Raw genomic sequence first — 23,634 nt, 5'->3', positions numbered from 1 at the left:
GGAGATGAGGAAGAAAAGGACGCCATGCCCCGCATCGAAGTCGCCGACGCCCGAGTCCCCTTCCACCAACGCTTCCTTGGCGGCCTGGGCTATCCGCTGCGCGGCGCGGGGCTGGTCTCGTGCCTGGCGCTGGCGGCGCTGCAGTGCCTGGCCAGCCTGCTGCCCTCCTACCTGGGCTTCTTCGCCAGCCTGGCGCTGTGGGCCGCCACCTGGCGCTACGGCGCGAGCTGCCTGCTGCATACCGCCAACGGCTATGCCAACCCGCCCGACGCGGCCCTGGAGGACGACCCCAACGCCGGCAATGGCATGATGGCCATCCACCTGTTCGCCATGGCGCTGTGCGTGCTCAGCGCGGTGTTCTATCCGCCGGCGCTGTGGCCGCTGATGGTGCTGTTCGCGCTGATGCTGCCGGCCATCGACATGTCGCTGGCCTTCGACGGCAACCTGGAGCTGGCGCTGAGCCCGGTCACCTGGTGGCAGGTGATCCATCGCTTCGGCGCGGCCTATGCGATTCCCGTGCTGCTGAACCTGGCCACCGGCGGCATGATCGTGCTGGCCTCGGTGGCCACCGCGCAGCTACCGCCGCTGCTGGCGCAGCCGCTGTTCGGTTTCGCCTATACCTACCTGATCGTGCTCAACCTGCACCTGATGGGCGTGATGATCCACCAGCGCCACGAGCAGTTCGGCCTGCAGCCGGAAGCCGAGGCACTGGCGCGGGCCGGCGGGCAAGGCGACGACGACCGCCTGCTGGCGCGGGTACACATGGTGGCCTCGGCCGACCGCCGCGCCGCCATCGCCCTGCTGGTGGACCGCATGCAGCGGCGCAGTTCGCCGGCCTCGCTGCACCAGGCCTATCGCGAACTGCTGCGCGCGGAAGGCTTGCGCGAGGGCCTGCTGGAACACGGGCAGATCTGGATCGCCGCGCTGATGGCCGAGGGCGAGCCGCGCCGCGCGCTCGGCCTCGCACAGGAATGCCTGGAACTCGATGCCGGCTTCGTGCCCGACGACCCGGGCAACACCGACGCCCTGGCCGGGCAGGCGGCGCGCACCGGCATGGCCCGGCTGGCTCTGAAGCTCTGCCGCGGCTACCTCGCCAGCTGGCCGCGCTCGCCCGAGGCGCCGCGGATCGGCCTGCTCGCCGCGCGGCTGCTGGGCGAGGAGCTGGGCCAGCGCGCCGAGGCCGGCGTGCTGCTGGGCAAGCTCGCCGCCGCCTGGCCCGAGCATCCGCTGCGCGCGGAGATCGAGGCGCAGGCGCGACGCCTGCGGCAGCAGCCCGGCGCGGCCTGACGATAGAATCATCCATTGACGACGACGTGCAACGGATGTTTCCCGCATGAGCCGATGGCGCCCGCCTTCCCCCAGTTCCACCGCCATCATCACGCGCGAGGGCTTCGAGAAACTCAAGGCCGAACTGGACCACCTGTGGCACACGCTGCGCCCGGAGGTGGTGAAGGCACTGGCCGCCGCCGCGGCGGAAGGCGACCGCTCGGAAAACGCCGAATACACCTACCGCAAGAAGCAGTTGGGTGAGATCGACCGGCGCGTGCGCTACCTGAGCAAGCGCATTCCCTCGCTGAAGGTGGCCGAGGGCGCGCCGGCCGACCGCGAGGCGGTGTTCTTCGGCGCCAGCATCACGCTGGAGCACGCCGACACCGGCGAAAGCGTGTGCTATCGCATCGTCGGGCCCGACGAGACCGATGCGCGCCGGGGTTGGATCAGCATCGATTCCCCGCTGGCGCGCGCGGTGTTGAAGAAGCGCGTGGACGACGAGTTCGAGGTCGACCTTCCCGGCGGCCGCACGCGCTTCGTGATCGTCTCGGTGGATTACTGAGCGCCGGCTTCAGTGTCCCTGCAGCAGCGCATCGACTTGCGCCTGGTGCGAGTCGACGAAGCGCAGGTTGTCGGGATTGATCCAGACCTGGTTGAGGTTGCCGGCCATCGCCGGATCGTTGCGCGCCTGCACCGCCATCACCGCGTTCATCAGCGCGATATTGGCCAGCATGAACTCGCGTGGGGTAAAGCCGTACTTCTTCACCAGCGCGGGAATGCGCGGGTCGCTGGCCATCGCCTGCGCGGTCAGGTCGTCGAGGCTGCGGACCCTGGCCGGATCCGGCGCGGCCTGGGGCGGAATGCCGGTGGCGCGCGCCTCGCGGGTGGCGGCGGCGAGGCGCTCGAACACGTCGTCGTTGAGCGTGTACTTCTTGATCTGCTGCTTGTCGGCATCCGGCAGGCCGGCCGGCGTCAGCTGGGCGTGGGCGAGCGGTGCGGCGAACGCCAGCGCCAGCAGGACCAGGCGGCAGGCGCGGCGGATGCGATCTGAAACGGGCATGCGAGGGTCTCCATGAGTGGCCAACGGCGCACCCTAGCATCTGCCGCTTGAATCCTAGCCTAGGGCGCGGCCGCCCCCGTTGCGGCGACCCTCAGTGCCGCTGCAACTGGCGCACGGCCTGCTGGTAGTCGGCGTCGATCTGCGCCAGCCGCGCATCGCGCGCCTGCTCGTCGACCCAGCGTCCATGCGCCGCCTGTTCCCGCATCAGCTTGAATTCCAGATCGATGAAGGGCCTGAGCACGCCGTTGTCCGCCGCCGCGAAACCAGCCAGGTCGGGGATGCGGGCGAGGTTGGCACGTTCGCGCTCGCCGGCCGCGCCCGGCGCCTGGCCGTAGCCGCGCATGAAGGCGACCAGTTGGCCGCGCAACGGCTCGGCCAGGCCGTCGCGGACCACCAGCACGCCGGAGGGAATCAGGGTGGAGCGCCAGATCACCCGGATCTGCGCCGCCTCGCCGGGAAAATGGCGCCGGAACAGGTCCAGGTCGGGATTGTTGCCGCTGGCCACGTCCACCTCGCCATTGGCCACCGCCAGCGCGTTGTTCTGGTGGTTGCCGACCCGCACGCTGGCGAAGAAGGTGTCCGAGTTGAGGCCGCGCGGCGCGAACACCTCGGCCTCGGGCGCCACGTAGCCGGTCACCGACAGCGACTCGCCGCGCGCATAGCGCAGCTGGCCCGGCCGGGCCAGCAGGTCCTTGAGGGTATGGACGGGACCATCGGCTCGCACGATCAGCATGGCCACGTTGCCCTTGGCCCCGTCGTTGCGCACGAATTGCGCCACCACGCTCATGTGCTGGCGCTGCACGGCCTGGATCGCCAGCCGCCCGGACAGGAAAGCGATATCCACGCGCTGGTCGCCGATGGCGCCGGAGAGCCCGGCATAGCTGCTCACCGACACCGTGGTCACCGGATGGCCCAGGCGCTTTTCCAGGTCGTCCAGCAGCGGCCGCCATTGCTCGCGCGATTCGGCGGCGCTGCCGATGGGCAGGATGCCGAAGCGGATGGGGAGCGGGTTGTCGCCCGCCGCGTCATCGGCCGCCCGGGACGTCGGCGCCAGCGCCAGCAGGCCAGCCAGCAGCCCGGCCAGGAGCGGCCTCGTCCATTCCATGCCCAAGCGCACCCGCCAAGCCCGGTCCATGCCCTTCCCCCAGCGCTCCGCTGCGGACGGTTTTAGCGCGATCGCGGCGCCACCGCAATTTCATCCGGGCGAGACGCGAACCCTCACGCCAACGGCGGCGGATAGACCCGGCCCTCGCGCCGCGGCTGGTAGCACGCCGCATGCCGGTGGAAGGCCTCCCTGTCGCCGTCCGGATGCCAGCCGGGAATGCCCGGCAGCGGCAGCGGCCGCAGCTCCAGCGGATCGCGCAGCAGCCGCCCCGAGGCGATCGCCCCGGCGCAGCGGGCGCCGACCCCCACGCCGCCCTCGCCGGCCAGGAACACCAGCGCCTTGCCCACCAGCAGCTTGCCCGGGGTCAGCGCATGTTCCAGCAGGGCATGGCCGAACACCTGGACCTCGATGCGCCCGTCGCGCCAGGCCTCGCGCTCGCGCCAGAACAGGCCGTGCCAGTCGTGCGCGTCCCACAGCGCCAGCAGGCGAGGATCGCGCAGCACCACCAGCACGCCGGCCTCGTCGAAATGGGTCATCGCGCACTGCGGGCGCGAGCGGCGCTTGGTGCCCATGGTGGCGATCTCGGCCACCTGCTGCGCATTCAGCGCGCGCTTGACCGGCGCGTGGCGCAGCCATACCAGTGCATTGAACAGGTCGTGCCAGTTCCCGGGGCGGGTGGCGATCTCCCCACGTCCGGCGATGCGCTGCTCGTAGTGCAGCCCATCGGCCAGCAGCGCCGGCGTCTGCGCCACGAAGCGCTCGCGCATGTCCGGCGGGCGCGCGGCGTTGAGTTCGTCGATGACGGGCCAGCTCGCGCCTTCCAGCCAGGCGGCGGGCGCGCGCCAGCTCCGCAGTGGCTCGCGCGCGAACACCCCGGGATCGACCGCGGCGCGGGCGGGCGCGACGTAGCGCATCACGTTCCCCCCGCGCGCGGCTCAGCCCGCCAGGCGCGCATGCAGGTCGTGCTCGTCGGCGGCTTCCACCACCACCTCGACGAACTGGCCCGGCTTCAGGCGCTGGCCGTCGGCGATGCGCACCACGCCGTCGATCTCCGGCGCATCGGCGGCGGAGCGCGCGACGGCGCCCTCGGTGCCGGCCTCGTCCACCAGCACCTGGATGGTGCGGCCGATCTTGCGCTGCAGCTTGGCGGCGGAGATCTCCGCCTGCACCGCCATGAATTGCTCGAGGCGGTCTTCCTTCAACTCCTCGGAGACCGGGTTGGGCAGCTCGTTGGCCTTGGCGCCGTCCACCGGCGAATAGGCGAACGCGCCGACGCGATCCAGCTCCGCCTCTCGCAGAAAGTCCAGCAGTTCCTCGAACTCCGCGTCCGTCTCGCCGGGAAAGCCGACGATGAAGGTGCTGCGCAGGGTGATGTCGGGCACCTGCCTGCGCCAGGCCTGGATGCGTTCCAGCGTCTTGTCGATGTTGCCAGGGCGCTTCATCAGCTTGAGGATGCGCGGGCTGGCGTGCTGGAACGGAATGTCGAGGTACGGAAGGATCTTGCCCTCCGCCATCAGCGGCATCACCTCGTCCACATGCGGATACGGGTAGACGTAGTGCAGGCGCGTCCACACGCCCAGTTCGGACAGGCCCTCGCACAGCTCGGTCATGCGCGTGCGATAGCTCCTGTCGCGCCAGGGGCGCTCGGCGTACTTCACGTCCACGCCGTAGGCGCTGGTGTCCTGCGAGATCACCAGCAGTTCCTTCACGCCGCCCTTCACCAGGCGTTCGGCCTCCTTCAACACCTCGTCGACGGGGCGCGAGACAAGATCGCCGCGCATCGAGGGAATGATGCAGAAGCTGCAGCGATGATTGCACCCCTCGGAAATCTTCAGGTACGCGTAGTGCTTGGGCGTGAGCTTGATGCCCGTGTCCGGGATGATGTCCAGCAGCGGGTTGCGCCTGGGTGGCAGCGCCGAGTGCACCGCCCCCATCACGCTGGCGTAGTCCTGCGGGCCGGTGATGGCCAGCACGTCCGGGTAGGCCTCGCGGATCAGCTCGGAGCGCTTGCCCAGGCAGCCGGTGACGATCACCTTGCCGTTCTCGTGCAACGCCTCGCCGATGGCGTCCAGCGACTCCTGCACGGCCGCGTCGATGAAGCCGCAGGTGTTGACCACCACCGCATCGGCCGCGCCGTAGCTGGGCACGATCTCGTAGCCCTCCACTTTCAGCTGGGTGAGGATGCGCTCGGAATCGACCAGGGCCTTGGGGCATCCCAGGCTGACGAAACCGATCTTGGGCGAAACCTGCGACATGGACACGACCGTAACTATGCGGAAAACGGACCATTATAGCTTAGTGCCTGTTCCCGAATGACTAGAATGCCCTCTTCGCCACTATGGGAGTCCCCGCCATGGGCCAGACCATCAGCCTCAACACCACGCGCATGCAATGCATCGGCGCCTACCTCGCCCAGCCGGCGGGCAAGCCCAAGGGCGGCATCGTGGTGATCCAGGAGATCTTCGGCGTCAACGAGCACATGCGTCGCGTCACCGACGGCTTCGCCGAAGCCGGCTACACCGCCATCGCGCCCTGCTTCTTCGATCACCTGGAAACCGGCGTGGAACTGGGCTACGACGAAGCCGGCTACCAGCGCGGCCGCGACCTGGTAACCGAACTGGGGCTGGACCGCGCGGTGGAGGACGTGGCCAGCGCCGCCGAGGCGATCGCCTCCGCCGGCCGCATCGGCACCGTCGGCTATTGCTGGGGCGGCACCGTGGCGCTGCTGGCGGCACTGCGCCTGGGCCTGCCCTCGGTGAGCTACTACGGCGCGCGCAACGTGCCGTTCCTCGGCGAGACGCCCAAGGCGCCGGTGATGTTCCACTTCGGCGAGAAGGACAAGCACATCACGCCTGACGTGGTGGAAAAGCATCGCCAGATGCTGCCGCAGATGGACGTCTATACCTATCCGGCCGACCATGCCTTCAATCGCGACGTCGGCCCGCAGTACGACGAGGCCAGCGCCAGGCTCGCCTGCCAGCGTACGCTGGCCTTCTTCGACAAGCACCTGGCGCAGGGCGCATGAGCCAGCCCGGATTCGCGCTGGACCCGCGCCTGGCCAACGACACCCGCCACGTCGCCATGCTGGCGCTGTGCGAGGTGCGGCTGATGGACGACGCGCGCTTTCCCTGGCTGGTGCTGGTGCCGCGCCTGCCCGGCCTGGTGGAGATCTACGACTTGCCGCCAGCGCAGCAGGCCGTGTTGTGGCAGGAAGCGAACCGCGCGGCGCAGGCGCTGCGTGCGCTGGCGCCGTTCGACAAGCTCAACCTCGGCGCGCTGGGCAATATCGTGCGCCAGCTGCACGTGCACGTGGTGGCACGGCGCGAGGGCGACGCGGCATGGCCGGGACCGGTCTGGGGCAGCGGCACGGCCACACCCTATGAAGCCGACGTCCTGGCGCGGATGCTGGAACGGCTGCAATCCGCGCTATCGCCTTGAGACACTCGCCCGAATGAAAGAAGCCCGCGGATCGCTCCGCGGGCTTCTTCGCATGCAGCAATCAGTAATGCTGTTGCGGCGGGGGCGCCTCGGCCTTCGGCGTCGCCTTGTAGTCTTCCAGGTCGCGCGCCTTGGTATCGACCACGCTGATCTTCTTCAAGGTGCCGCCGTCGTCGTAGTACACGGTGAATCCGTAGTCCAGCTGCAGACGTGCCATGTACTGCAGGTGCTGCTTGCGGATCTTCGAATCGTCGCTGCGTTCCAGCAGCACGGTCTTGGGCAGGCGGCCCTGGTCCTTGAGGTAGGCGAAGTGGCTGCCGGTATCCAGCGCCGACAGCACGGCGCCATCGACGATGAACTGGCCGTTCTTGTAGGCCTGCAGCACCGTGTCGAACTGGTTCTTCATGTCCGCGGTGCGCACCTGGTCCTTGGTGCTGCCGCGATGGCAACCGGCCAGCACCAGCATGCTGCCCAGCAGGATGGCCGCGGCCGCGCGGGCCAGCAGCGTGGAAAAACGGGTCATGCGGGATCTCCTGCAATGCATCGGTAGGAACAATCGAAGTGTAGCGCCGCGCCGGGCCAGCGCACCGGGCCTGGACGGCCGCCATTCAGGTGCCTCCCGTGACCGCGTTCGCACGCCGCGGAAGGCTGGGCACTCACGTGCGCGGCAGGGTCACGCCCTGCTGGCCCTGGTACTTGCCGCCGCGATCCTTGTAGCTGGTCTCGCATTCCTCGTCGGATTCGAGGAAGAGCATCTGCGCCACGCCCTCGTTGGCATAGATCTTGGCGGGCAGCGGCGTGGTGTTGGAGAACTCCAGCGTCACGTGGCCCTCCCACTCCGGCTCCAGCGGCGTCACGTTGACGATGATGCCGCAGCGCGCGTAGGTGCTCTTGCCCAGGCAGATGGTGAGTACGCTGCGCGGGATGCGGAAGTACTCGACCGTGCGCGCCAGCGCGAAGGAATTGGGCGGGATGATGCACACATCCGCTTCCACGTCCACGAAGCTGGTGGGGTCGAACGCCTTGGGGTCCACGATGGTGGAGTTGATGTTGGTGAAGATCTTGAACTCGCGCGCGCAGCGCACGTCGTAGCCATAGCTGGAGGTGCCGTAGGACACCAGCTTGTCCCCTCCACGCTGCTTGATCTGCCCCGGCTCGAACGGCTCGATCATGCCGTGCTGCTCGGCCATGCGGCGGATCCACTTGTCGGATTTGATGCTCACTCGTGCTCCCGGAGGGCTGGCCTGTCGCGCCAGATGGCGTAAAGACGGGGAAAATAACGGAAATGGCGGTCGGGCCGCCAGTCGCGGGACCAGCGTGCCGCTTTTGATAGCGCCCCTACGGTGTCCCCTGCACCATGATCTTCCCCAGCCCCAGCGACTTGTTCCGCGGCAGCCGCGACAGCCGTCCCGCCGCATTCCGGGCGATCCCGCGATAGCGCGCCGCCAGGTCGGAATCGGGCATGGCCGCCACCGTGGGCATGCCGCCGTCGGCCTGTTCGCGGATGCGGATGTCCAACGGCAGCGAGCCGAGGTAGGCCACGCCGTATTGCCCGGCCATGCGCATGCCGCCGCCTTCGCCGAAGATGTGCTCCTCGTGGCCGCAGGCCGAGCACACGTGGGTGGCCATGTTCTCCACCACGCCGAGCACGGGGACCTCGACCTTCTCGAACATCTTCAGGGCCTTGCGGGCGTCCAGCAGGGCGATGTCCTGGGGCGTGGTGACGATCACCGCGCCGGCCACCGGCACTTTCTGCGCCAGCGTGAGCTGGATGTCGCCGGTGCCGGGCGGAAGGTCGACGATGAGATAGTCGAGCTGTTCCCAGCGGCTGTCGTTGAGCAGTTGCATCATGGCCTGGGTGACCATCGGGCCGCGCCAGATCATCGGGGTTTCCTCGTCCACCAGGAAACCGATGGACATGGCCTGCAGGCCGTGCGCCTGCATCGGGATGATGCTCTTGCCGTCCGGCGACTCCGGCCGGCCGGAAATGCCGAGCATGCGCGGCTGGCTGGGGCCGTAGATGTCCGCGTCCAGCACGCCGACCCGGGCGCCTTCGGCGGCCAGCGCCAGCGCGAGGTTGGCCGACACGGTGGACTTGCCCACCCCACCCTTGCCGGAGGCCACCGCGATGATGTTCTTCACCCCCGGCAGGGGGGCCAGCGCGCCCTGCACCTTGTGGGCGTAGATGCGGCTGCCGACCGATACCGAGGCCGCATCGATGGACGGGTCCGCTTCCAGCGCTTGCCTGGCGCGGGCGGTGAGCTCGCCCAGCACGCCGGCGGCGGGGTAGCCGAGCTGGATGTCCACCGACACCCGGCCGCCGTCCACGCCCACCGCGCGCACGGCCTCGGCCAGCGGGGCGCCGGTGTGGGGGTCTTGCAGCTCGCCGAGGATGCGGCGGACCAGGGCTTCGCTCGCCTGCGTCATATCGATCATGCGTTGTCGTGGGGGTTGCCCATTATGCCAGCCGGGGCGCCCTGGCCGCCCAAGGCGGCTTTCGCAATGCAGCTTGACGGCCCCGCAGGGGCTCGGTCAGGCTCAGTCCATACGCTTTCGTACGGGAGGATCGCCCATGAAGTCATTGCTGCGCATTGCCGCCGCCACCGCCCTGCTGCTCGGCGCCGGCGCCGTGTTCGCCGCCGAGAACACGCCGGTAGGCACCTGGAAGACCATCGATGACGATACCGGCAAGCCCAAGTCCATCGTGCAGATCACCGAGAGCAACGGCGAGCTGAAGGGCACGGTGCTGCAGGTACTGCAGTCCGACGAGGGCCCGCACCCGATCTGCCACTACTGCGACGGCGAGCGCAAGAACCAGCCCATCGAGGGCATGAACATCATGTGGGGCGTGCGCCAGGACGGCGACGTGTGGGACGGCGGCAAGATCCTCGATCCCAAGAGCGGCAAGGTCTACAAGGTGAAGCTGCAGCCCTCCGACAACGGCACCAAGCTCACCGTGCGCGGCTATATCGGCTTTTCGCTGATCGGGCGCACCCAGGTGTGGGAACGCCAGCAGTAACCCGGGAATGGGAAGGCAAGCCTAGGCTTCCTGCACCGCCACGGCGCGGTGCACCGCCACGCCACGGTTGCCGAAGGCCGCGCGGGTGGCGCGATCGGCCGAGTGCTCCACCACCAGGTGCTGCACGCGCGACAGCTCGGCCACCTGGTGCGCGGCCACCGCGCCGAGCTTGTCGTCAGTGGCCACCACCACGGTTTCGTCGCTGGCCTCGATCATCGCGCGCTTGAACAGCGATTCCTCGCTGTCGAAGCCCCACAGGCCATGCGCCGCATCGATAGCGCAGGCGCCGGGAAAGCACAGGTCCGCGCGCAGCCGGCGTACCTGCTCCACCGCCTGCGCGCCCACGGTGCCGCCGATGGCCAGATCGATGCGCCCGCCGATCAGCAGCACCTCGAAGCCCTCGCGATCCAGCAGCAGTTGCGCGATATGCGGCGCATTGGTGATGACGGTCAACCCCGCCTCGCGCGGCAGCGCCGAGGCGATGGCGGCGTTGGTGGTGCCCGCATCGATCAGCAGGGTCTGTCCTGCCTGCACCAGCCCGGCGGCCTTGCGGGCCAGGGCCTGCTTGCGCGCGGAATGCTCCGCGCGGCGCTGCTTGAGCGGGGTATGCATGGCGGCGGGCAGCAAGGCGCCACCATAGACGCGCTTGCACAGCCCCTGCGCCGCCAGCTCGCGCAGGTCGCGGCGGATGGAATCCTCCGACACCTCGAAGGCCAGCGCCAGCTCGGCCGCGACCACCCGCCCCTCGCCGCGCAGGCGCGCCAGGATGCGCTGCTGGCGTTCCTGCGGCAGCGCGCCGCTCTCGTTTGCCGCCGCCTTAGCCATGCGTCGCCTCGCCATCCGGCAGCAGGCCGAGCCGCGCCAGTTCGCCATGCAGGCCGTCCGCGCCCTGGAACCACCAGCCATGCATGCCCAACGCCCGCGCGGCGGCCACGTTGCGCTCGGCATCGTCGATATAGAGCGCCGTGCGCGGGTCCACCGCGTAGCGTTCCAGCAGTCGTTGGTAGATGCGCGGATCAGGCTTGACCAGGCGTTCCTCGCCGGACACCACGATGCCCTCGAACCAGCCCAGGAAATCGTAGCGTCGCAAGGCGACCGGAAAAGTCTCCCGCGACCAGTTGGTGAGCGCCAGCAGGCGCACGCCGCGCGCCTTCAGCGCGGCCAGCAGCGCCACGCTGCCCTCGATGGGGCCCACCAGGGTTTCTTCCCAGCGCAGGTGATAGGCGTCGATCAGCGGCGCGTGCTCGGGGAATTGCCGGCGCAGGACCTCGGTGGCCTCGGCCCAGGAGCGTCCCGCATCCTGCTGCTCGTTCCACGCGTTGTTGCACACCTCGCGCAGGAACCATTCCATGCGCGCCTCGTCGTCGATCAGCTGGCGGTACAGCCGGCGCGGGTCCCAGCCGATCAGCACGTTGCCCAGGTCGAACACGACGGTGGTGATGGCCGGGTTCATCGCTGCACCACCTTCGCCGACAGGCCCACCAGCACCAGCAGCACGGCCACGCCGCCGAAGGCCACCGGCAGGCTGCTGGCATGCGCCACGAAGCCGATCAGGGCCGGGCCGATCAGCAGACCCAGGTAGCCCAGCGTAGTGGCCGTGGCGATGGCGATGGCCGGCGGCGTGCCCGGCAGGCGTCCGGCCGCGCTGAACAGCACCGGCACCACGTTGGAGGCGCCCAGCCCGATCAGCACGAAGCCGGCCAGCGCCACCATCGCGCTGGACACGCTGGCCACCACCACGAAACCCGCCGCGGCCAGCGCGGCGCCGAGGCGCACGGCCCAGGCCGGCCCATGGCGCCCCACCAGGCGATCGCCCGCCAGCCGCCCCACCGCCATGGCCACCGAGAAGCAGGCATAGCCGAAGCCTGCCGAGGCCTCGGCCACGCCACGGAAGTCGCGCAGGAACACCGCGCTCCAGTCGAGCATCGCGCCTTCGGCCAGGAAACTGACGAAGCACAGCACGCCCAGCAGCCACACCAGCGTATGCGGCATGGCCAGGGCGGACCGCTGCGCACCGGCCGCCGCGGGGACCTCGTCGTCCAGCAGGCCGCCGCGCAGCCCCAGCACCAGGGTGACCAGCAACACCGCGACCAGGCCGGCGGCGGCGACCAGCGGCACCCCCAGCGCCAGCAGGCCGCTCATCAGCGCCGCGCCGGCCAGGCCGCCCACGCTGAACAAGCCATGGAAGCCGGACATCAGGCGGCCGCCATCCAGCCGCTCCACGTCCACCGCGTGCGCGTTCATCGCCACGTTGACGGCGCCGAGCATCATGCCGAAATAGAACAGCGCGGCGACCAGCCCCGCCAGGCTGCCGACATGGGCCAGCACCGGTAGCGCCAGGCACATCAGCAGGCCGGAACCCACGATCAGCAGGCGGCTGCCCAGCCGGTGCGCCAGCCAGCCGACAAACGGCATCGACAACATCGAGGCGCCACCGAACACCAGCAGGGCCAAGCCCAGCCGCGCGTCGTCCAGCCCGAGACGGGCCTTGGCATACGGCACCATCGGCGCCCAGGCCGACATGCCGATGCCCGACACCAGGAAGATCAGCCGCGTCGAACGCCGCGCGGCGGCCAGCGCGGGAGGCGGGCCGCCGATGGCGGCGGCCTCGGGAGTAGGTTCCACGGAGGATTCCTTGGCGGGATTCAACGGGCACAAATGTATACAAACGTGCAAAAACATGCAAACAACAGCTAGGACGCGAGGGAAAAGCGGCTGGATGACTCGCTGCGCTCGCCCCTTCGGGGCCGCCCTACGGGCGTTCTACGCGCTTCGCGCTTGTCCGGCCTTCGTCGGGATGACGGAACAGGGAGCGCCATCGATAGCCATCCCACGGCCGTGGGCATGCCCCTCCATGCCATAATGGCCGACCCCATACGCCGCCATCGCCGCCCATGAGCCGACGCCTCCTCGTCACCAACGCGCTGCCCTACGCCAATGGCCCTCTGCACCTGGGCCACCTGGTGGGCTACATCCAGGCCGATATCTGGGTGCGCGCGCAACGCATGCAGGGTAACGAGGCGGTCTATGTCTGCGCGGACGATGCCCACGGCACGCCGATCATGCTGGCCGCCGAGAAGGCCGGCCTGTCGCCGGAGCGCTATATCGAGGGCATCCGCGTCGGCCACGAGGCGGACTTCGCCGCGTTCGGCGTGGCTTTCGACCACTACCACTCCACCCATTCGGAGGAGAACCGCGCGCTGGCCTCGCTGATCTACACGCGCCTGCGCGACGGCGGCTACATCGCCCGCCGCGACATCCAGCAGCTGTTCGACCCGGACAAGCAGATGTTCCTGCCGGACCGCTACATCAAGGGCACCTGCCCCAACTGCGGCACGCCCGACCAGTACGGCGACAACTGCGAGCACTGCGGCGCCACCTACGCGCCCACCGACCTCATCAACCCCTATTCGGTGATGTCCGGCGCCACGCCGGTGCTGCGCGACTCGGAGCACTATTTCTTCGAGCTGGGCAAGTTCGAGCCGCTGCTGCGCGACTGGTTCGCCGGTAAGCTCACCGGCGGCCGGCCGGTGGCCAATGCCGGCGTGGTGGCCAAGCTGCGCGAGTGGCTGGACGGCGGCCTGAAGGATTGGGACATCTCGCGCGACGCGCCCTACTTCGGCTTTCCCATCCCCGGCGCGCCGGGCAAGTTCTTCTACGTGTGGCTGGACGCGCCGGTAGGCTACCTGGCCAGCTTCAAGGCGCTGTGCGAGCGCACGGACCTGACGTTCGAGGATTTCCTCGCGCCCGACAGCCGCGCCGAGCTGCACCACTTCATCGGCAAGGACATCATCAACTTCCACGGCCTGTTCTGGCCGGCGATGCTGCACGGCGCGGATTTCCGCACGCCCACCGCGCTGCACGTCAACGGCTACCTGACGGTGAACGGCGCGAAGATGTCCAAGTCGCGCGGCACCTTCATCCAGGCCCGCACCTACCTGGATGCGGGGCTCAACCCGGAATTCCTGCGCTACTACTTCGCCAGCATGCTGAGCGACACGCCGGTGGACGTGGACCTGGACCTGAAGGCCTTCGAGGAGCGCGTCAACTCGCACCTGGTCGGCAAGTGGGTGAACATCGCCAGCCGCACCGCCGGCTTCGTGCACAAGTATTTCGACGGCCGCCTGGCCGCCACCTTCAGCGCGGAGCAGCAGGAACTGTGGCGCGTGCTGCTGTCGCACTACGACAACGTGCCTAAGCTATACGACACGGGCGAGTTCGCTGAGGTAACGCGCACGTTTGTGCTGATGGCGGATCTGGTCAACGGCCAGATCGCCGATGAAGCACCGTGGTCCATGGCCAAGGACGAGTCACGCTACGACGAATTGCACCAGATATGCTCGTTCGCGCTGGCCGCCTTCCGCCTGCTGGCCGGCCTACTTAAACCCATGCTGCCGGCCACGGTAGAGGCAGCCGAGCGGTTCCTGGCCGCGCCCATCAACGGCTTCGACGACGCCCTCGCCGAACTGCACGGCCACACCGTCAACGCCTTCGAGCCGCTGCTCGGCCGCATCGATCCCAAGCAGGTGGTGGCGATGGTGGAAGCCTCCAAGGATTCCCTCGCGCCCGCCGAAACCAAGCCCGCCCCCAAGAAAACCAAAGAAGCCAGCAAGCCCATGAGCGAAGCCAGCGCCACCCCAGCCGCCACCGACGCCCCCGCCGTGATCGGCATCGACGATTTCGCCAAGCTCGACCTGCGCGTGGGCAAGGTGACCGCGTGCGAGTTCGTGGACGGCTCGGACAAGCTGCTGCGCTTCGAGCTGGACGCCGGCCCGCTGGGCACGCGCCAGATCTTCTCCGGCATCCGCGCCGCCTACGGCGAGCCGGAGAAGCTGGTGGGTCGCAACGTGGTGTTCATCGCCAACCTGGCGCCACGCAAGATGCGCTTCGGTGTCTCCGAGGGCATGATCCTCTCCGCCGGCGACGGCGGCAGCGACCTGTTCCTGCTCGATGCGGACCAGGGCGCCAAGCCAGGCGCCACCGTCCGCTGAGCCTACGCGCCCCATGACGCTGGCCGACCGCATCGACGCGCTGCTGCCGCAGACGCAATGCGAGCAGTGCGGCTACCACGGCTGCCGGCCTTATGCGGAGGCGATCGCACGCGGTGAGGCGAATATCAACCAATGCCCGCCGGGCGGTGCCGCCGGCATCGCCCGGCTCGCCGCGCTGCTGGACGTGCCGGCGCCGCCGCTCGATCCCGCGCATGGCGTGGAAAAGCCGCGCACGCTGGCACGCATCGTGGAGGTCGACTGCATCGGCTGCACCAAGTGCATCCAGGCCTGCCCGGTGGACGCCATCGTGGGCGCGGCCAAGCTGATGCATACGGTGATCGCCGACGACTGCACCGGCTGCGAACTGTGCGTGCCGGCCTGCCCGGTCGATTGCATCGTGCTCGAACCCATGCCGCTGGCGCAGGTGAACGACCCGGCCCATGCCGATGCCGCCCGCGCCCATTTCCAGCGCCGCGAGGCGCGGCTGGCGCGCGAGCAGGCCCGGCGCGAGGCCGAACTGGCGGCGCGCAAGGCCGAGGTGGCCGCCGCCACGCAGACCAACCCCGTGCTCGCGGCCCTGGCGAGGGCACGCGCGAAACAAGGAAAGCCCACGTGAAGAAAGCCGACGTCGTCGAGCTGTTCACCCGCCTGCGCGAACTCGATCCGCATCCGACCACGGAACTCGACTACACCACGCCGTTCGAGCTGCTGGTGGCGGTAGTGCTGTCGGCCCAGGCCACCGACGTGGGCGTGAACAAGGCGACCAAAAAGCTCTACCCCGTCGCCAACACGCCGCAGGCCATCCTCGCCCTGGGCGAGGAAGGGCTCAAGCGCTACATCAGCACCATCGGCCTCTACAACGCCAAGGCCAAGAACGTGATCGCACTATGCCGCATCCTGGTCGAGCGGTACCACGGCGAGGTGCCGCGCACGCGCGAGGAACTGGAAGCCCTGCCCGGCGTGGGCCGCAAGACCGCCAACGTGGTGCTCAACACCGCCTTCGGCCATCCCACCATCGCGGTGGACACGCATATCTTCCGCGTGGCCAATCGCACCGGGCTGGCGCCGGGCAAGGACGTGCGCGCGGTGGAGGACAAGCTGGAGAAGGTGGTGCCGACGGAGTTCAAGCAGGATGCCCACCACTGGCTGATCCTGCATGGCCGCTACGTATGCAAGGCGCGCAAGCCCGACTGTCCCCGGTGTGTCATCCGCGACCTCTGCCGCTACAAGCACAAAACACCCGCCTAAAAGCCTGGCGGCGCGCAAACGGCACGAAAGCCTCACGATTCCCTCGGCGTTCCGCGCGACTTCATCAAGCCTGCCGACCTCCGCACGGCTAGAGTCCAGCCTCCCCCGGATGCTCCCCGTCAGGAGGCCACCACCATGAAACGCCTGATCCTTCCCGCCGTCGCCGCGCTCGGCCTTGCCTGCCTCCACGGCCAGGCCCATGCCGCCATCGAAACCTACCAGGTCAATCTCAACGGCTACGCCGTCGTCGGTTTCGTCGGCAGTACGCCCGAGGAGTTCGCCCTCGCCCAGCGCCAGGCGAACACCTGGGAAATGCAACGCCATCTCATGCTCAAGCCGCAGTCGATCAAGGCCGTGGCGATCGACCAGTCCAAGAGCCTCGCCCTGAACCAGGAACAGTTGCGCCAGGCGATCGTCTCGGCGGCCCTGGCCAAGGTGCCTTGAGCGGATACGGCGCGTTTCGGCGCCAGTCCTTGGCGCCCGGTACAGGGAACAAACAGGACAGCGAGCCACGGCTCGCCGTCCTTGTTTGCGCGGGCGGTTGACGGCACTCTCCCCACGCGCCAACGTGGTGTCCTCCGGCATGCACGGCGCCGGCAAAAGATCCACAAAAGGATGGCCAGGGATCATGGCGCCGGGCGGTGGCATGGCCACGGCCTTCCCGAGAACGAAACGGGTGCCATGGCATGCATATCCTGCTGGTCGAAGACGATGCCGAACTGGGCGCGGCGATCAGGCACGCGCTGGAGCACCAGTCCTACGCGGTGACCTGGCTGCGCGACGGGCGGGAAGCCACCGAGGCCCTGCGCGGCGACCCGGTGGACCTGGTGCTGCTGGACCTGGGCCTGCCCGGCAAGGACGGCATGGAAGTGCTGGCCGAGGCGCGGCGCACCGGCGTGAAGACCCCGGTGCTGGTGATGACCGCGCGCGACGCGCTGGAAATGCGCATCCGCGGCCTGGACCTGGGCGCCGACGACTACCTGGTCAAGCCGTTCCACCTGGGTGAACTGGCCGCGCGCATCCGCTCGCTGACCCGCCGTACCCAGGGCCTGGCCGACAACCTGGTCGAGGTGGGCGGCCTGCGCCTGAACCTGGCCACGGCCGAGGTGGAGTTCCGCGGCGAGAAGGTCAGCCTGACCCGCCGCGAGTTCGCCGTGCTGCGCGTGCTGATGGAACGCGCCGGCCGCATCGTGCGGCGCGAGGCGCTGGAAAACTCGGTATACGGCCTGGACATGCCGGTGGAACGCAACGCCATCGAGGTGCAGGTGCATTGGCTGCGCCGCAAGCTCAGCCCCGAGGTGATCCATACGGTGCGCGGTATCGGCTACATGGTTCCCCGCGAGCCACGATGAGCGCACGACGAGCCATGGGGACGGACGTCCATCCCGCCAGCCTGCGCACCCGCCTGACCTGGCTGATCATCGCGGTGATGGTGGTCGTGCTGATCCCGTTGGGCTGGATCAGCTACCGCCGCGAGCTGCGCGAGATGAACGAATTGCTGGACGGCCGCCTGGCCCAGGCCGGTCGCACCCTGGGCACGCTGATCGCCCACGGCGAACTGCCCATGCGCGACGCGGACCTGCCGGACATCGCGCAGAACGGCGAGGTCCGCCACCACGGCGTGGTGGTCTCGGTGCATCCGCGCAACTACGAACCGGAGGTGGGCTTCCAGGCCTACGACCCGCAGGGCGAACTGATCGCCGCCACCGCCAACCTCGCCGACCTGCCTGCCCCCACCAGCGACGAGCGCGGCTTCCGCGACATCCGGCGGGAAGGGCGGCAATGGCGCACCTTCACCCTGCAGAACCGCGCCAACCTGGTGATCCGCATCGGCGAGCGCTCGGACAACCGCGAGGACATCGCGCGCGGCCTGGTGATCGAGCACACGCTGCCGCTGCTGATCGGCCTGCCGCTGCTGGCCCTGCTGGTGAGCCTGGCGGTGAAGCGGGGCCTGCGCCCCGTCGCGGTGCTGACCCAGATGCTGGACCGCCGCACGCCCGGCAGCCGCACGCCGATGCCGGCCGACGTCGCCCCCAGCGAGATCAAGCCGCTGATCGTGGCACTCAACCAGCAGTTGGAACGGCTGGAGGACGCGCTGGACCGCGAGCATCGTTTCGCCACCGACGTGGCGCACGAGCTGCGCACACCGCTCGCAGCCACCATGATCCATCTGGAAAGCGCGATGATCGCCGACGATCCCGCCGAGGTGACCTTCACCGTGCGCCATGCGCAGCAGAGCATGGCGCGGCTGGCGCGACGCATCGAGCAGATCCTGGCCATGGCGCGGCTGGAGGCCGGCGCGGCGTCGCAGCAGCGCACGCGATTGGATCTGGCGCGCATCGCTACCGAAGTGATCGAGGAACTGGCCCCGCTGATCGCCGAGAAGGACATCGCGGTCAGTCTCAGCCACGACGATGCGCCGCTGGCCGTGCTCGGCCACGAAGTGGCGCTCGCCGCGATGTTCCGCAATCTGATCGAGAACGCGCTGCGCTACACCGAGCCGGAAGGCCAGGTCGAGGTGACCATGCGGCACGCAGGCGCGCAAGCGGTGGTCGACATCTGCGACAACGGGCCGGGCATCCCCGAGGCGCGCCGCCAGGCGGTGTTCCAGCGCTTCCATCGCGAGGTGGAAAGCGCCACGCGCGGCTACGGCCTGGGCTTGAGCATCGTGCAGCGCGCGATCGAGCTGCACGATGCCTCGATCGAGCTGCTGGAATCGCCGCTGGGGCGTGGCCTGCTGGTGCGCATCCGGATGGCGGCGGAGCCGGCATAACCGTCGCCGCCCTCCTGTAGGAGCGCACCCTGTGCGCGACCGCCTTGCGCCTCGGTCCTCACTACCTTCGCTGAAGGGCGTCCAGGGGCGGGCAGCCAGCCTTCTTTCAGCCATCCAAAAGGTTCCCACAAGATTGACTTGCGAAGATGCGGGCATCGGGCCTGTGCCCTGCATCGAGTCGACCATGACGATCTGCCGCCGCACACCGGGTTCCGGACCGCCTCGCTGAACCACGCCTCGCTTGCTTCACCGAGATGACGCCCACGGCGCCACGCCGCGGCGCCGCACGCGCCGACGTACCGCTGGAATCCCCCATGCTTGGCCTAGTCCGCATTGCCCTGTCGCGACCGCTCACGTTCATCGTGCTGGCGGTGCTCATCCTGATCGCCGGCCCGCTGGCGGCGCTGCGCACGCCCACCGACATCTTCCCGAACATCGGCATCCCGGTGATCAGCGTGGCGTGGACCTACAACGGCCTGCCGCCCGACCAGATGTCCGGCCGCGTGGTGTACTACTACGAGCGCCAGCTCAGCACCTCGGTCAACAACATCGAGCACATCGAGTCGCAGTCGCTGCCGGGCATGGGCATCGTGAAGATCTTCTTCCAGCCCGGCGTGGACATCCGCACCGCCACCGCGCAGGTCACCTCGATCTCGCAGACGGTGCTCAAGCAGATGCCGCCGGGCATCACCCCGCCGCTGATCCTCAACTACAACGCCTCGACCGTGCCGATCCTGCAGATGGCGCTGTCCAGCAAGGAGCTGCCGGAGTCGAAGATCCTGGACCTGGGCCTGAACATCATGCGCCCGATGCTGACCTCGGTGCCCGGCGTGGCGGTGCCCACGCCCTACGGAGGCGCCGCGCGCCAGGTGATGCTGGACCTCGACCCGCGCGCGCTGGCCGCCAACGGCCTGTCGGCGCAGGACGTGAGCAACGCGCTGGCCGCGCAGAATCAGATCATCCCGGTGGGCACGGCCAAGATCGGCACCTACGAGTACCACGTCCAGCTCAACAACAGCCCCGACGCGATCGATGCGCTCAACCAGTTGCCGGTAAAGACCGTGCGCGGCGCCACCATCACGCTCGGCGACGTGGCCCACGTGCGCGATGGCGCCGCGCCGCAAACCAACATCGTGCGCGTGGACGGCCATCGCGCGGTGCTGATGCCCGCGCTGAAGGTGGGCGACGCCTCCACCCTCGCGGTGGTCGCGGGCATCAGGCGGCTGATGCCGCTGGTGAAGGAATCCGTGCCCGATACGCTGAAGGTCTCGCTGCTCAGCGACCAGTCCACCTTCGTCAAGTCGGCGATCACCTCGGTGGCGCGCGAGGGCATCATCGCGGCGCTGCTCACCTCGGTGATGATCCTGGTGTTCCTGGGCAGCTGGCGTTCCACCGTGATCATCGCGGTGTCGATCCCGCTGGCCATCCTCTCGGCCATCGCCCTGCTCTCGGCCACCGGCCAGACGCTCAACGTGATGACGCTGGGCGGCCTGGCGCTGGCGGTGGGCATCCTGGTGGACGATGCCACGGTGACCATCGAGAACATCAACTGGCACCTGGAGCAGGGCAAGGACGTGATGACCGCCATCATGGACGGCGCCAGGCAGATCGTGACGCCGGCCTTCGTTTCGCTGCTGTGCATCTGCATCGTGTTCGTGCCGATGTTCATGCTCAACGGCATCGCCGGCTTCCTGTTCCGGCCGATGGCGCTGGCGGTGATCTTCGCGATGACGTCCTCGTTCCTGCTGTCGCGCACGCTGGTGCCGACCATGGCGATGTACCTGCTCAAGCCGCACCACCTCGAACCCGGCGTGGGCGACCACCCGGAGGACGAGTACCTCAACCACCACGAGGGCGACCAGCATCCGCCGCGCCGGCGCAGCGCGCTGGTGGCCGCAATGGTGGGCTTCCAGCAGCGTTTCGAGCAGCGCTTCTCGCAGATACGCGACGTCTACCACGCCACGCTGGAAGTCGCCCTCACCCATCGTCGCCGTTTCATCGTGGGCTTTCTCGGCTTCGTGCTGGTGTCGTTCGCGCTGCTGCCCTTCCTCGGGCGCGACTTCTTCCCCGACGTCGATGCCGGCGCGATCGCCCTGCACGTGCGCGCACCGATGGGCACCCGCGTGGAGGAAACCGCCGCCGAGTTCGATCGCATCGAGGCAGCCATCCGCCGCGCGATCCCGCCGGACGAGCTGGATACCGTGATCGACAACATCGGCCTGCCGCTGTCCGGCGTGAACATGGTCTACAACGCCAGCGGCACCATCGGTCCGCAGGACGGCGACATCCAGGTAGTGCTGAAGGAAGGCCACGCGCCGACCGCGGACTACGTGCGCCAGCTGCGCGCCCTGCTGCCGCGCCAGTTCCCGGGCACGCAGTTCGCCTTCCTGCCGGCGGACATGAGCTCGCAGATCCTCAACTTCGGCGCGCCCGCGCCGCTGGACGTGACCGTCGCCGGCCGCGACCTGAAGGCCAACGAGGCCTACGCCGCGCAGATCATGAAACGCCTGCGCGAGGTGCCCGGCATCGCCGACGTGCGCCTGCAGCAGAGCACCAGCTACCCGCAGCTCAACGTCGACGTCAACCGCACGCGCGCCGACGAGCTGGGCGTGACCGAGCGCGACGTGACCAACAGCATGGTCGCCTCGCTGGCCGGCAGCTCGCAGGTGGCGCCGACGTTCTGGCTCAATCCCAGGAACGGCGTGTCCTACCCGATCGTGGCGGCCACCCCGCAGTACAAGATGGACAGCATGGCCGACATCGCCAGCCTGCCGGTGACGCCCGCCGGCAAGGGTGCCAACCAGGTGCTCGGCGGTCTGGCCACCTTCGCGCGCGTGCCCAGTCCCGCGGTGGTGTCGCACTACAACATCATGCCCTCGTTCGACATCTACGCCTCGGTGCAGGACCGCGACCTGAGCGCGGTGGCCGGCGACGTGCGGAAGGTGCTCGACCAGTTCGCCGCCCAGCGCCCGCGCGGCACGCAGGTCAGCCTGCATGGCCAGGTCGGCACCATGAACGATGCCTTCGGCGGCCTGCTGTTCGGCCTGGTCGGCGCGATCGTGCTGATCTACCTGCTGATCGTGGTGAACTTCCAGTCGTGGCTGGACCCGTTCGTGATCATCACCGCGCTGCCCGCCGCGCTGGCCGGCATCGTGTGGATGCTGTTCCTCACGCACACCACGCTGTCAGTGCCCGCGCTGACCGGCGCCATCATGTGCATGGGCGTGGCCACCGCCAACTCGATCCTGGTGGTGAGCTTCTGCCGCGAGCGGCTGGCCGAGCACGGCGACGCGATGAAGGCCGCGCTGGAAGCCGGCTTCACCCGCTTCCGCCCGGTCTGCATGACCGCGCTGGCGATGGTCATCGGCATGCTGCCGATGGCGCTCAGCCAGGAACAGAACTCGCCGCTGGGCCGCGCCGTGATCGGCGGCCTGATGTTCGCCACCTGCGCCACGCTGCTGTTCGTGCCGGTGATCTTCAGCATCGTGCATGGCCGCGAGCAGCCCCAACCGTATTCCGATTCCCTTGCTGGAGAACCTGTCCATGTCGCATGAGGCCACCATCGCCACGCCGCAGCAGCCGCCCAGGCTGGGCCGCGCGGTGCGCATCGGGCTGGCGGTAGCCGTACTCGCCACCATCGCCGGCCTTTCGGTACGCGCCTACGATTACCACCGCGTCGTGAAGTGGACCGATGCGCAGGTCGTTCCCAGCGTGCAACTGGTGACGCCCACCACCGGCGCGGCCCAGCAGGCGATGACCCTGCCCGGCCACCTGGACGCCTGGATCAGCGCGCCCATCCACGCCCGCGTCGGCGGCTACCTGAAGACCTGGAACACCGACATCGGCGCCAAGGTCCGCGCTGGCGACACGCTGGCGGAGATCGACACGCCGGAGCTGGACCAGCAGTTCGAGCAGGCCAAGGCCGACCTGGTGCGCGCCAAGGCCACCGCCAAGCTGGCCGCGCTGACCGACAAGCGCTGGCGCAATCTGCTCGCCTCCAACTCCGTATCCAAGCAGGAGGCGGATGAGAAAGCCGGCGAGGCCGAGGCCGCGCAGGCCAACGTGCTGGCCGCGCAGGCCAACGTGGACCGCATCGCCGCGCTGGAGGCGTTCAAGCACGTCACCGCGCCGTTCAGCGGCACGGTGACCGCGCGCAACACCGACATCGGCGACCTGATCAGCGCCAACAACGACGGCGACCGGCCGCTGTTCACCGTCTCCGACACCAACCGCATGCGCCTGTACGTGGAAGTGCCACAGGGCTATGCCGATGCGATCCGCCCCGGCATGACGGTGAAGCTGGACGTGCCCGATCATCCCGGCGAGCAGTTCAACGGCCACCTGATCGGCAGCTCCGGCGCGGTCAACCAGGCCTCCGGCGCGCTGCTGGCCCAGTTCGAGGTGGGCAACCCCAAGGGCGACCTGCTGCCCGGCGCCTATGCCGAGGTGCACCTGCCCCTGTCGGCCAACAGCCACACCATGACGGTGCCCGCCACCGTGCTGATCTTCCGCGCGCAGGGACCGCAGGTGGCGGTGCTGGGTCCGGGCGACAAGGCCGAGCTGCGCGACGTGCATATCGCGATGGATCTCGGCGACCGCCTGCTGATCGACCAGGGACTCAAGCCCGGCGACCGCATCATCGACCACCCGCCGGATTCGCTGATGCAGGACGATCGCGTGCAGGTGGCCAAGGCCAGCGCCGGCGACGGCCAGCCAAAGAAGGAGTGACCC

23 protein-coding genes are annotated in these 23,634 nt (G+C 68.9%); 13 read left to right on the top strand and 10 right to left on the bottom strand.

Going from position 1 to position 23,634, the window contains the following annotated elements; all coding sequences use genetic code 11:
* The first annotated feature begins 24 nt into the window (after window positions 1-24).
* On the top strand, window positions 25-1,287 hold the full coding sequence (locus tag MJ605_RS04860) for a tetratricopeptide repeat protein (protein ID WP_243039910.1): 1,263 nt from the start codon (window positions 25-27) through the stop codon (window positions 1,285-1,287).
* 46 nt (window positions 1,288-1,333) lie between these two features.
* The gene (greB, locus tag MJ605_RS04855) at window positions 1,334-1,831 is read left to right on the top strand and encodes a transcription elongation factor GreB (protein ID WP_243039909.1); all 498 of its coding nucleotides are present in this window, start codon (window positions 1,334-1,336) and stop codon (window positions 1,829-1,831) included.
* 9 nt (window positions 1,832-1,840) lie between these two features.
* On the opposite strand, the gene MJ605_RS04850 is transcribed toward greB, so the two are convergent.
* From MJ605_RS04850 to rimO, 4 genes are all read right to left on the bottom strand, one after another.
* Window positions 1,841-2,329 (bottom strand): hypothetical protein, encoded by a 489-nt coding sequence (locus tag MJ605_RS04850; RefSeq protein WP_243039908.1) that lies wholly within the window; start codon window positions 2,327-2,329, stop codon window positions 1,841-1,843.
* A gap of 91 nt (window positions 2,330-2,420) precedes the next feature.
* Entirely contained in the window at window positions 2,421-3,434 is a 1,014-nt protein-coding gene (phnD, locus tag MJ605_RS04845; protein ID WP_243039907.1) for a phosphate/phosphite/phosphonate ABC transporter substrate-binding protein, read from the bottom strand.
* A gap of 113 nt (window positions 3,435-3,547) precedes the next feature.
* A complete protein-coding gene (locus tag MJ605_RS04840; protein ID WP_243039906.1) occupies window positions 3,548-4,348 on the bottom strand; it encodes a DUF3025 domain-containing protein in 801 nt (266 codons plus the stop codon).
* Between the two features lie 21 nt (window positions 4,349-4,369).
* On the bottom strand, window positions 4,370-5,689 hold the full coding sequence (rimO, locus tag MJ605_RS04835; protein ID WP_243039905.1) for a 30S ribosomal protein S12 methylthiotransferase RimO: 1,320 nt from the start codon (window positions 5,687-5,689) through the stop codon (window positions 4,370-4,372).
* Between the two features lie 98 nt (window positions 5,690-5,787).
* Here rimO and MJ605_RS04830 point away from each other — a divergent pair, with 98 nt between their 5' ends.
* Together MJ605_RS04830 and MJ605_RS04825 are read left to right on the top strand one after the other, a co-directional pair.
* Window positions 5,788-6,459: a dienelactone hydrolase family protein gene (locus tag MJ605_RS04830; RefSeq protein ID WP_243039904.1), complete on the top strand. Its 672-nt coding sequence runs from the start codon at window positions 5,788-5,790 to the stop codon at window positions 6,457-6,459.
* Entirely contained in the window at window positions 6,456-6,872 is a 417-nt protein-coding gene (locus tag MJ605_RS04825; protein ID WP_243039903.1) for an HIT domain-containing protein, read from the top strand. The genes MJ605_RS04830 and MJ605_RS04825 overlap by 4 nt, the downstream gene beginning before the upstream one ends.
* Before the next feature lie 61 nt (window positions 6,873-6,933).
* Here MJ605_RS04825 and MJ605_RS04820 read toward each other — a convergent pair whose 3' ends face one another.
* The 3 genes from MJ605_RS04820 to apbC form a co-directional block, all read right to left on the bottom strand.
* Complete coding sequence (locus MJ605_RS04820; protein WP_243039902.1) at window positions 6,934-7,395, bottom strand: hypothetical protein; 462 nt, start codon at window positions 7,393-7,395, stop codon at window positions 6,934-6,936.
* Between the two features lie 133 nt (window positions 7,396-7,528).
* On the bottom strand, window positions 7,529-8,095 hold the full coding sequence (dcd, locus tag MJ605_RS04815; protein WP_243039901.1) for a dCTP deaminase: 567 nt from the start codon (window positions 8,093-8,095) through the stop codon (window positions 7,529-7,531).
* A 115-nt stretch (window positions 8,096-8,210) separates the two neighbouring features.
* Window positions 8,211-9,299: an iron-sulfur cluster carrier protein ApbC gene (gene apbC, locus MJ605_RS04810; protein ID WP_243040024.1), complete on the bottom strand. Its 1,089-nt coding sequence runs from the start codon at window positions 9,297-9,299 to the stop codon at window positions 8,211-8,213.
* A gap of 145 nt (window positions 9,300-9,444) precedes the next feature.
* Here apbC and MJ605_RS04805 point away from each other — a divergent pair, with 145 nt between their 5' ends.
* Window positions 9,445-9,891, top strand: a complete 447-nt coding sequence (locus MJ605_RS04805) for a DUF2147 domain-containing protein (RefSeq protein ID WP_243039900.1) — start codon at window positions 9,445-9,447, stop codon at window positions 9,889-9,891.
* Between the two features lie 21 nt (window positions 9,892-9,912).
* Here the strand turns inward: MJ605_RS04805 and MJ605_RS04800 are convergent, their stop codons facing one another.
* Genes MJ605_RS04800 through MJ605_RS04790 form a run of 3 tightly spaced genes read right to left on the bottom strand, consistent with a single transcriptional unit; the run spans window position 9,913 to window position 12,516 of the window.
* Entirely contained in the window at window positions 9,913-10,716 is an 804-nt protein-coding gene (locus MJ605_RS04800; RefSeq protein ID WP_243039899.1) for a DeoR/GlpR family DNA-binding transcription regulator, read from the bottom strand.
* Window positions 10,709-11,344 carry an HAD family hydrolase gene (locus tag MJ605_RS04795; RefSeq protein WP_243039898.1) on the bottom strand — a complete coding sequence of 212 codons (636 nt, stop codon included), beginning with the start codon at window positions 11,342-11,344 and terminating at the stop codon, window positions 10,709-10,711. Before MJ605_RS04795 ends, MJ605_RS04800 begins: the two co-directional genes overlap by 8 nt.
* Complete coding sequence (locus MJ605_RS04790) at window positions 11,341-12,516, bottom strand: MFS transporter (protein WP_243039897.1); 1,176 nt, start codon at window positions 12,514-12,516, stop codon at window positions 11,341-11,343. The genes MJ605_RS04795 and MJ605_RS04790 overlap by 4 nt, the downstream gene beginning before the upstream one ends.
* A gap of 269 nt (window positions 12,517-12,785) precedes the next feature.
* Here MJ605_RS04790 and metG point away from each other — a divergent pair, with 269 nt between their 5' ends.
* From metG to MJ605_RS04750, 8 genes are all read left to right on the top strand, one after another.
* Window positions 12,786-14,882 (top strand): methionine--tRNA ligase, encoded by a 2,097-nt coding sequence (gene metG, locus MJ605_RS04785; protein ID WP_243039896.1) that lies wholly within the window; start codon window positions 12,786-12,788, stop codon window positions 14,880-14,882.
* Window positions 14,883-14,895: 13 nt separating this feature from the next.
* Complete coding sequence (locus MJ605_RS04780) at window positions 14,896-15,498, top strand: RnfABCDGE type electron transport complex subunit B (protein ID WP_243039895.1); 603 nt, start codon at window positions 14,896-14,898, stop codon at window positions 15,496-15,498.
* The gene (gene nth / locus MJ605_RS04775) at window positions 15,495-16,130 is read left to right on the top strand and encodes an endonuclease III (RefSeq protein ID WP_243039894.1); all 636 of its coding nucleotides are present in this window, start codon (window positions 15,495-15,497) and stop codon (window positions 16,128-16,130) included. Before MJ605_RS04780 ends, nth begins: the two co-directional genes overlap by 4 nt.
* Before the next feature lie 135 nt (window positions 16,131-16,265).
* Entirely contained in the window at window positions 16,266-16,574 is a 309-nt protein-coding gene (locus tag MJ605_RS04770) for a hypothetical protein (RefSeq protein ID WP_243039893.1), read from the top strand.
* 242 nt (window positions 16,575-16,816) lie between these two features.
* Window positions 16,817-17,482 carry a response regulator gene (locus tag MJ605_RS04765; protein WP_243039892.1) on the top strand — a complete coding sequence of 222 codons (666 nt, stop codon included), beginning with the start codon at window positions 16,817-16,819 and terminating at the stop codon, window positions 17,480-17,482.
* Entirely contained in the window at window positions 17,479-18,903 is a 1,425-nt protein-coding gene (locus MJ605_RS04760) for a sensor histidine kinase (RefSeq protein ID WP_243039891.1), read from the top strand. The genes MJ605_RS04765 and MJ605_RS04760 overlap by 4 nt, the downstream gene beginning before the upstream one ends.
* 314 nt (window positions 18,904-19,217) lie before the next feature.
* On the top strand, window positions 19,218-22,457 hold the full coding sequence (locus tag MJ605_RS04755; protein ID WP_243039890.1) for an efflux RND transporter permease subunit: 3,240 nt from the start codon (window positions 19,218-19,220) through the stop codon (window positions 22,455-22,457).
* Window positions 22,447-23,631 (top strand): efflux RND transporter periplasmic adaptor subunit, encoded by a 1,185-nt coding sequence (locus MJ605_RS04750; protein WP_243039889.1) that lies wholly within the window; start codon window positions 22,447-22,449, stop codon window positions 23,629-23,631. The genes MJ605_RS04755 and MJ605_RS04750 overlap by 11 nt, the downstream gene beginning before the upstream one ends.
* Window positions 23,632-23,634 lie beyond the last annotated feature (3 nt).

It is taken from the genome of Dyella sedimenti (genome assembly GCF_022760995.1).
GTDB lineage: Bacteria > Pseudomonadota > Gammaproteobacteria > Xanthomonadales > Rhodanobacteraceae > Dyella > Dyella sedimenti.
The sequence above is the reverse complement of the archived record's forward strand: the minus strand, read 5'-3'. Positions and strand labels throughout refer to the sequence as shown.

Coding starts and splice junctions, on each gene's coding strand:
- MJ605_RS04760 (WP_243039891.1), top strand. CDS start 17,479: ATGAGCGCACGACGAGCCATGGGGACGGACGTCCATCCCGCCAGCCTG.
- MJ605_RS04820 (WP_243039902.1), bottom strand. CDS start 7,395: ATGACCCGTTTTTCCACGCTGCTGGCCCGCGCGGCCGCGGCCATCCTG.
- MJ605_RS04850 (WP_243039908.1), bottom strand. CDS start 2,329: ATGCCCGTTTCAGATCGCATCCGCCGCGCCTGCCGCCTGGTCCTGCTG.
- MJ605_RS04840 (WP_243039906.1), bottom strand. CDS start 4,348: ATGCGCTACGTCGCGCCCGCCCGCGCCGCGGTCGATCCCGGGGTGTTC.
- MJ605_RS04825 (WP_243039903.1), top strand. CDS start 6,456: ATGAGCCAGCCCGGATTCGCGCTGGACCCGCGCCTGGCCAACGACACC.
- MJ605_RS04805 (WP_243039900.1), top strand. CDS start 9,445: ATGAAGTCATTGCTGCGCATTGCCGCCGCCACCGCCCTGCTGCTCGGC.
- MJ605_RS04795 (WP_243039898.1), bottom strand. CDS start 11,344: ATGAACCCGGCCATCACCACCGTCGTGTTCGACCTGGGCAACGTGCTG.
- rimO (WP_243039905.1), bottom strand. CDS start 5,689: ATGTCGCAGGTTTCGCCCAAGATCGGTTTCGTCAGCCTGGGATGCCCC.
- MJ605_RS04770 (WP_243039893.1), top strand. CDS start 16,266: ATGAAACGCCTGATCCTTCCCGCCGTCGCCGCGCTCGGCCTTGCCTGC.
- greB (WP_243039909.1), top strand. CDS start 1,334: ATGAGCCGATGGCGCCCGCCTTCCCCCAGTTCCACCGCCATCATCACG.
- phnD (WP_243039907.1), bottom strand. CDS start 3,434: ATGGAATGGACGAGGCCGCTCCTGGCCGGGCTGCTGGCTGGCCTGCTG.
- MJ605_RS04765 (WP_243039892.1), top strand. CDS start 16,817: ATGCATATCCTGCTGGTCGAAGACGATGCCGAACTGGGCGCGGCGATC.
- apbC (WP_243040024.1), bottom strand. CDS start 9,299: ATGACGCAGGCGAGCGAAGCCCTGGTCCGCCGCATCCTCGGCGAGCTG.
- MJ605_RS04830 (WP_243039904.1), top strand. CDS start 5,788: ATGGGCCAGACCATCAGCCTCAACACCACGCGCATGCAATGCATCGGC.
- MJ605_RS04780 (WP_243039895.1), top strand. CDS start 14,896: ATGACGCTGGCCGACCGCATCGACGCGCTGCTGCCGCAGACGCAATGC.
- MJ605_RS04750 (WP_243039889.1), top strand. CDS start 22,447: ATGTCGCATGAGGCCACCATCGCCACGCCGCAGCAGCCGCCCAGGCTG.
- MJ605_RS04800 (WP_243039899.1), bottom strand. CDS start 10,716: ATGGCTAAGGCGGCGGCAAACGAGAGCGGCGCGCTGCCGCAGGAACGC.
- metG (WP_243039896.1), top strand. CDS start 12,786: ATGAGCCGACGCCTCCTCGTCACCAACGCGCTGCCCTACGCCAATGGC.
- MJ605_RS04755 (WP_243039890.1), top strand. CDS start 19,218: ATGCTTGGCCTAGTCCGCATTGCCCTGTCGCGACCGCTCACGTTCATC.
- MJ605_RS04860 (WP_243039910.1), top strand. CDS start 25: ATGCCCCGCATCGAAGTCGCCGACGCCCGAGTCCCCTTCCACCAACGC.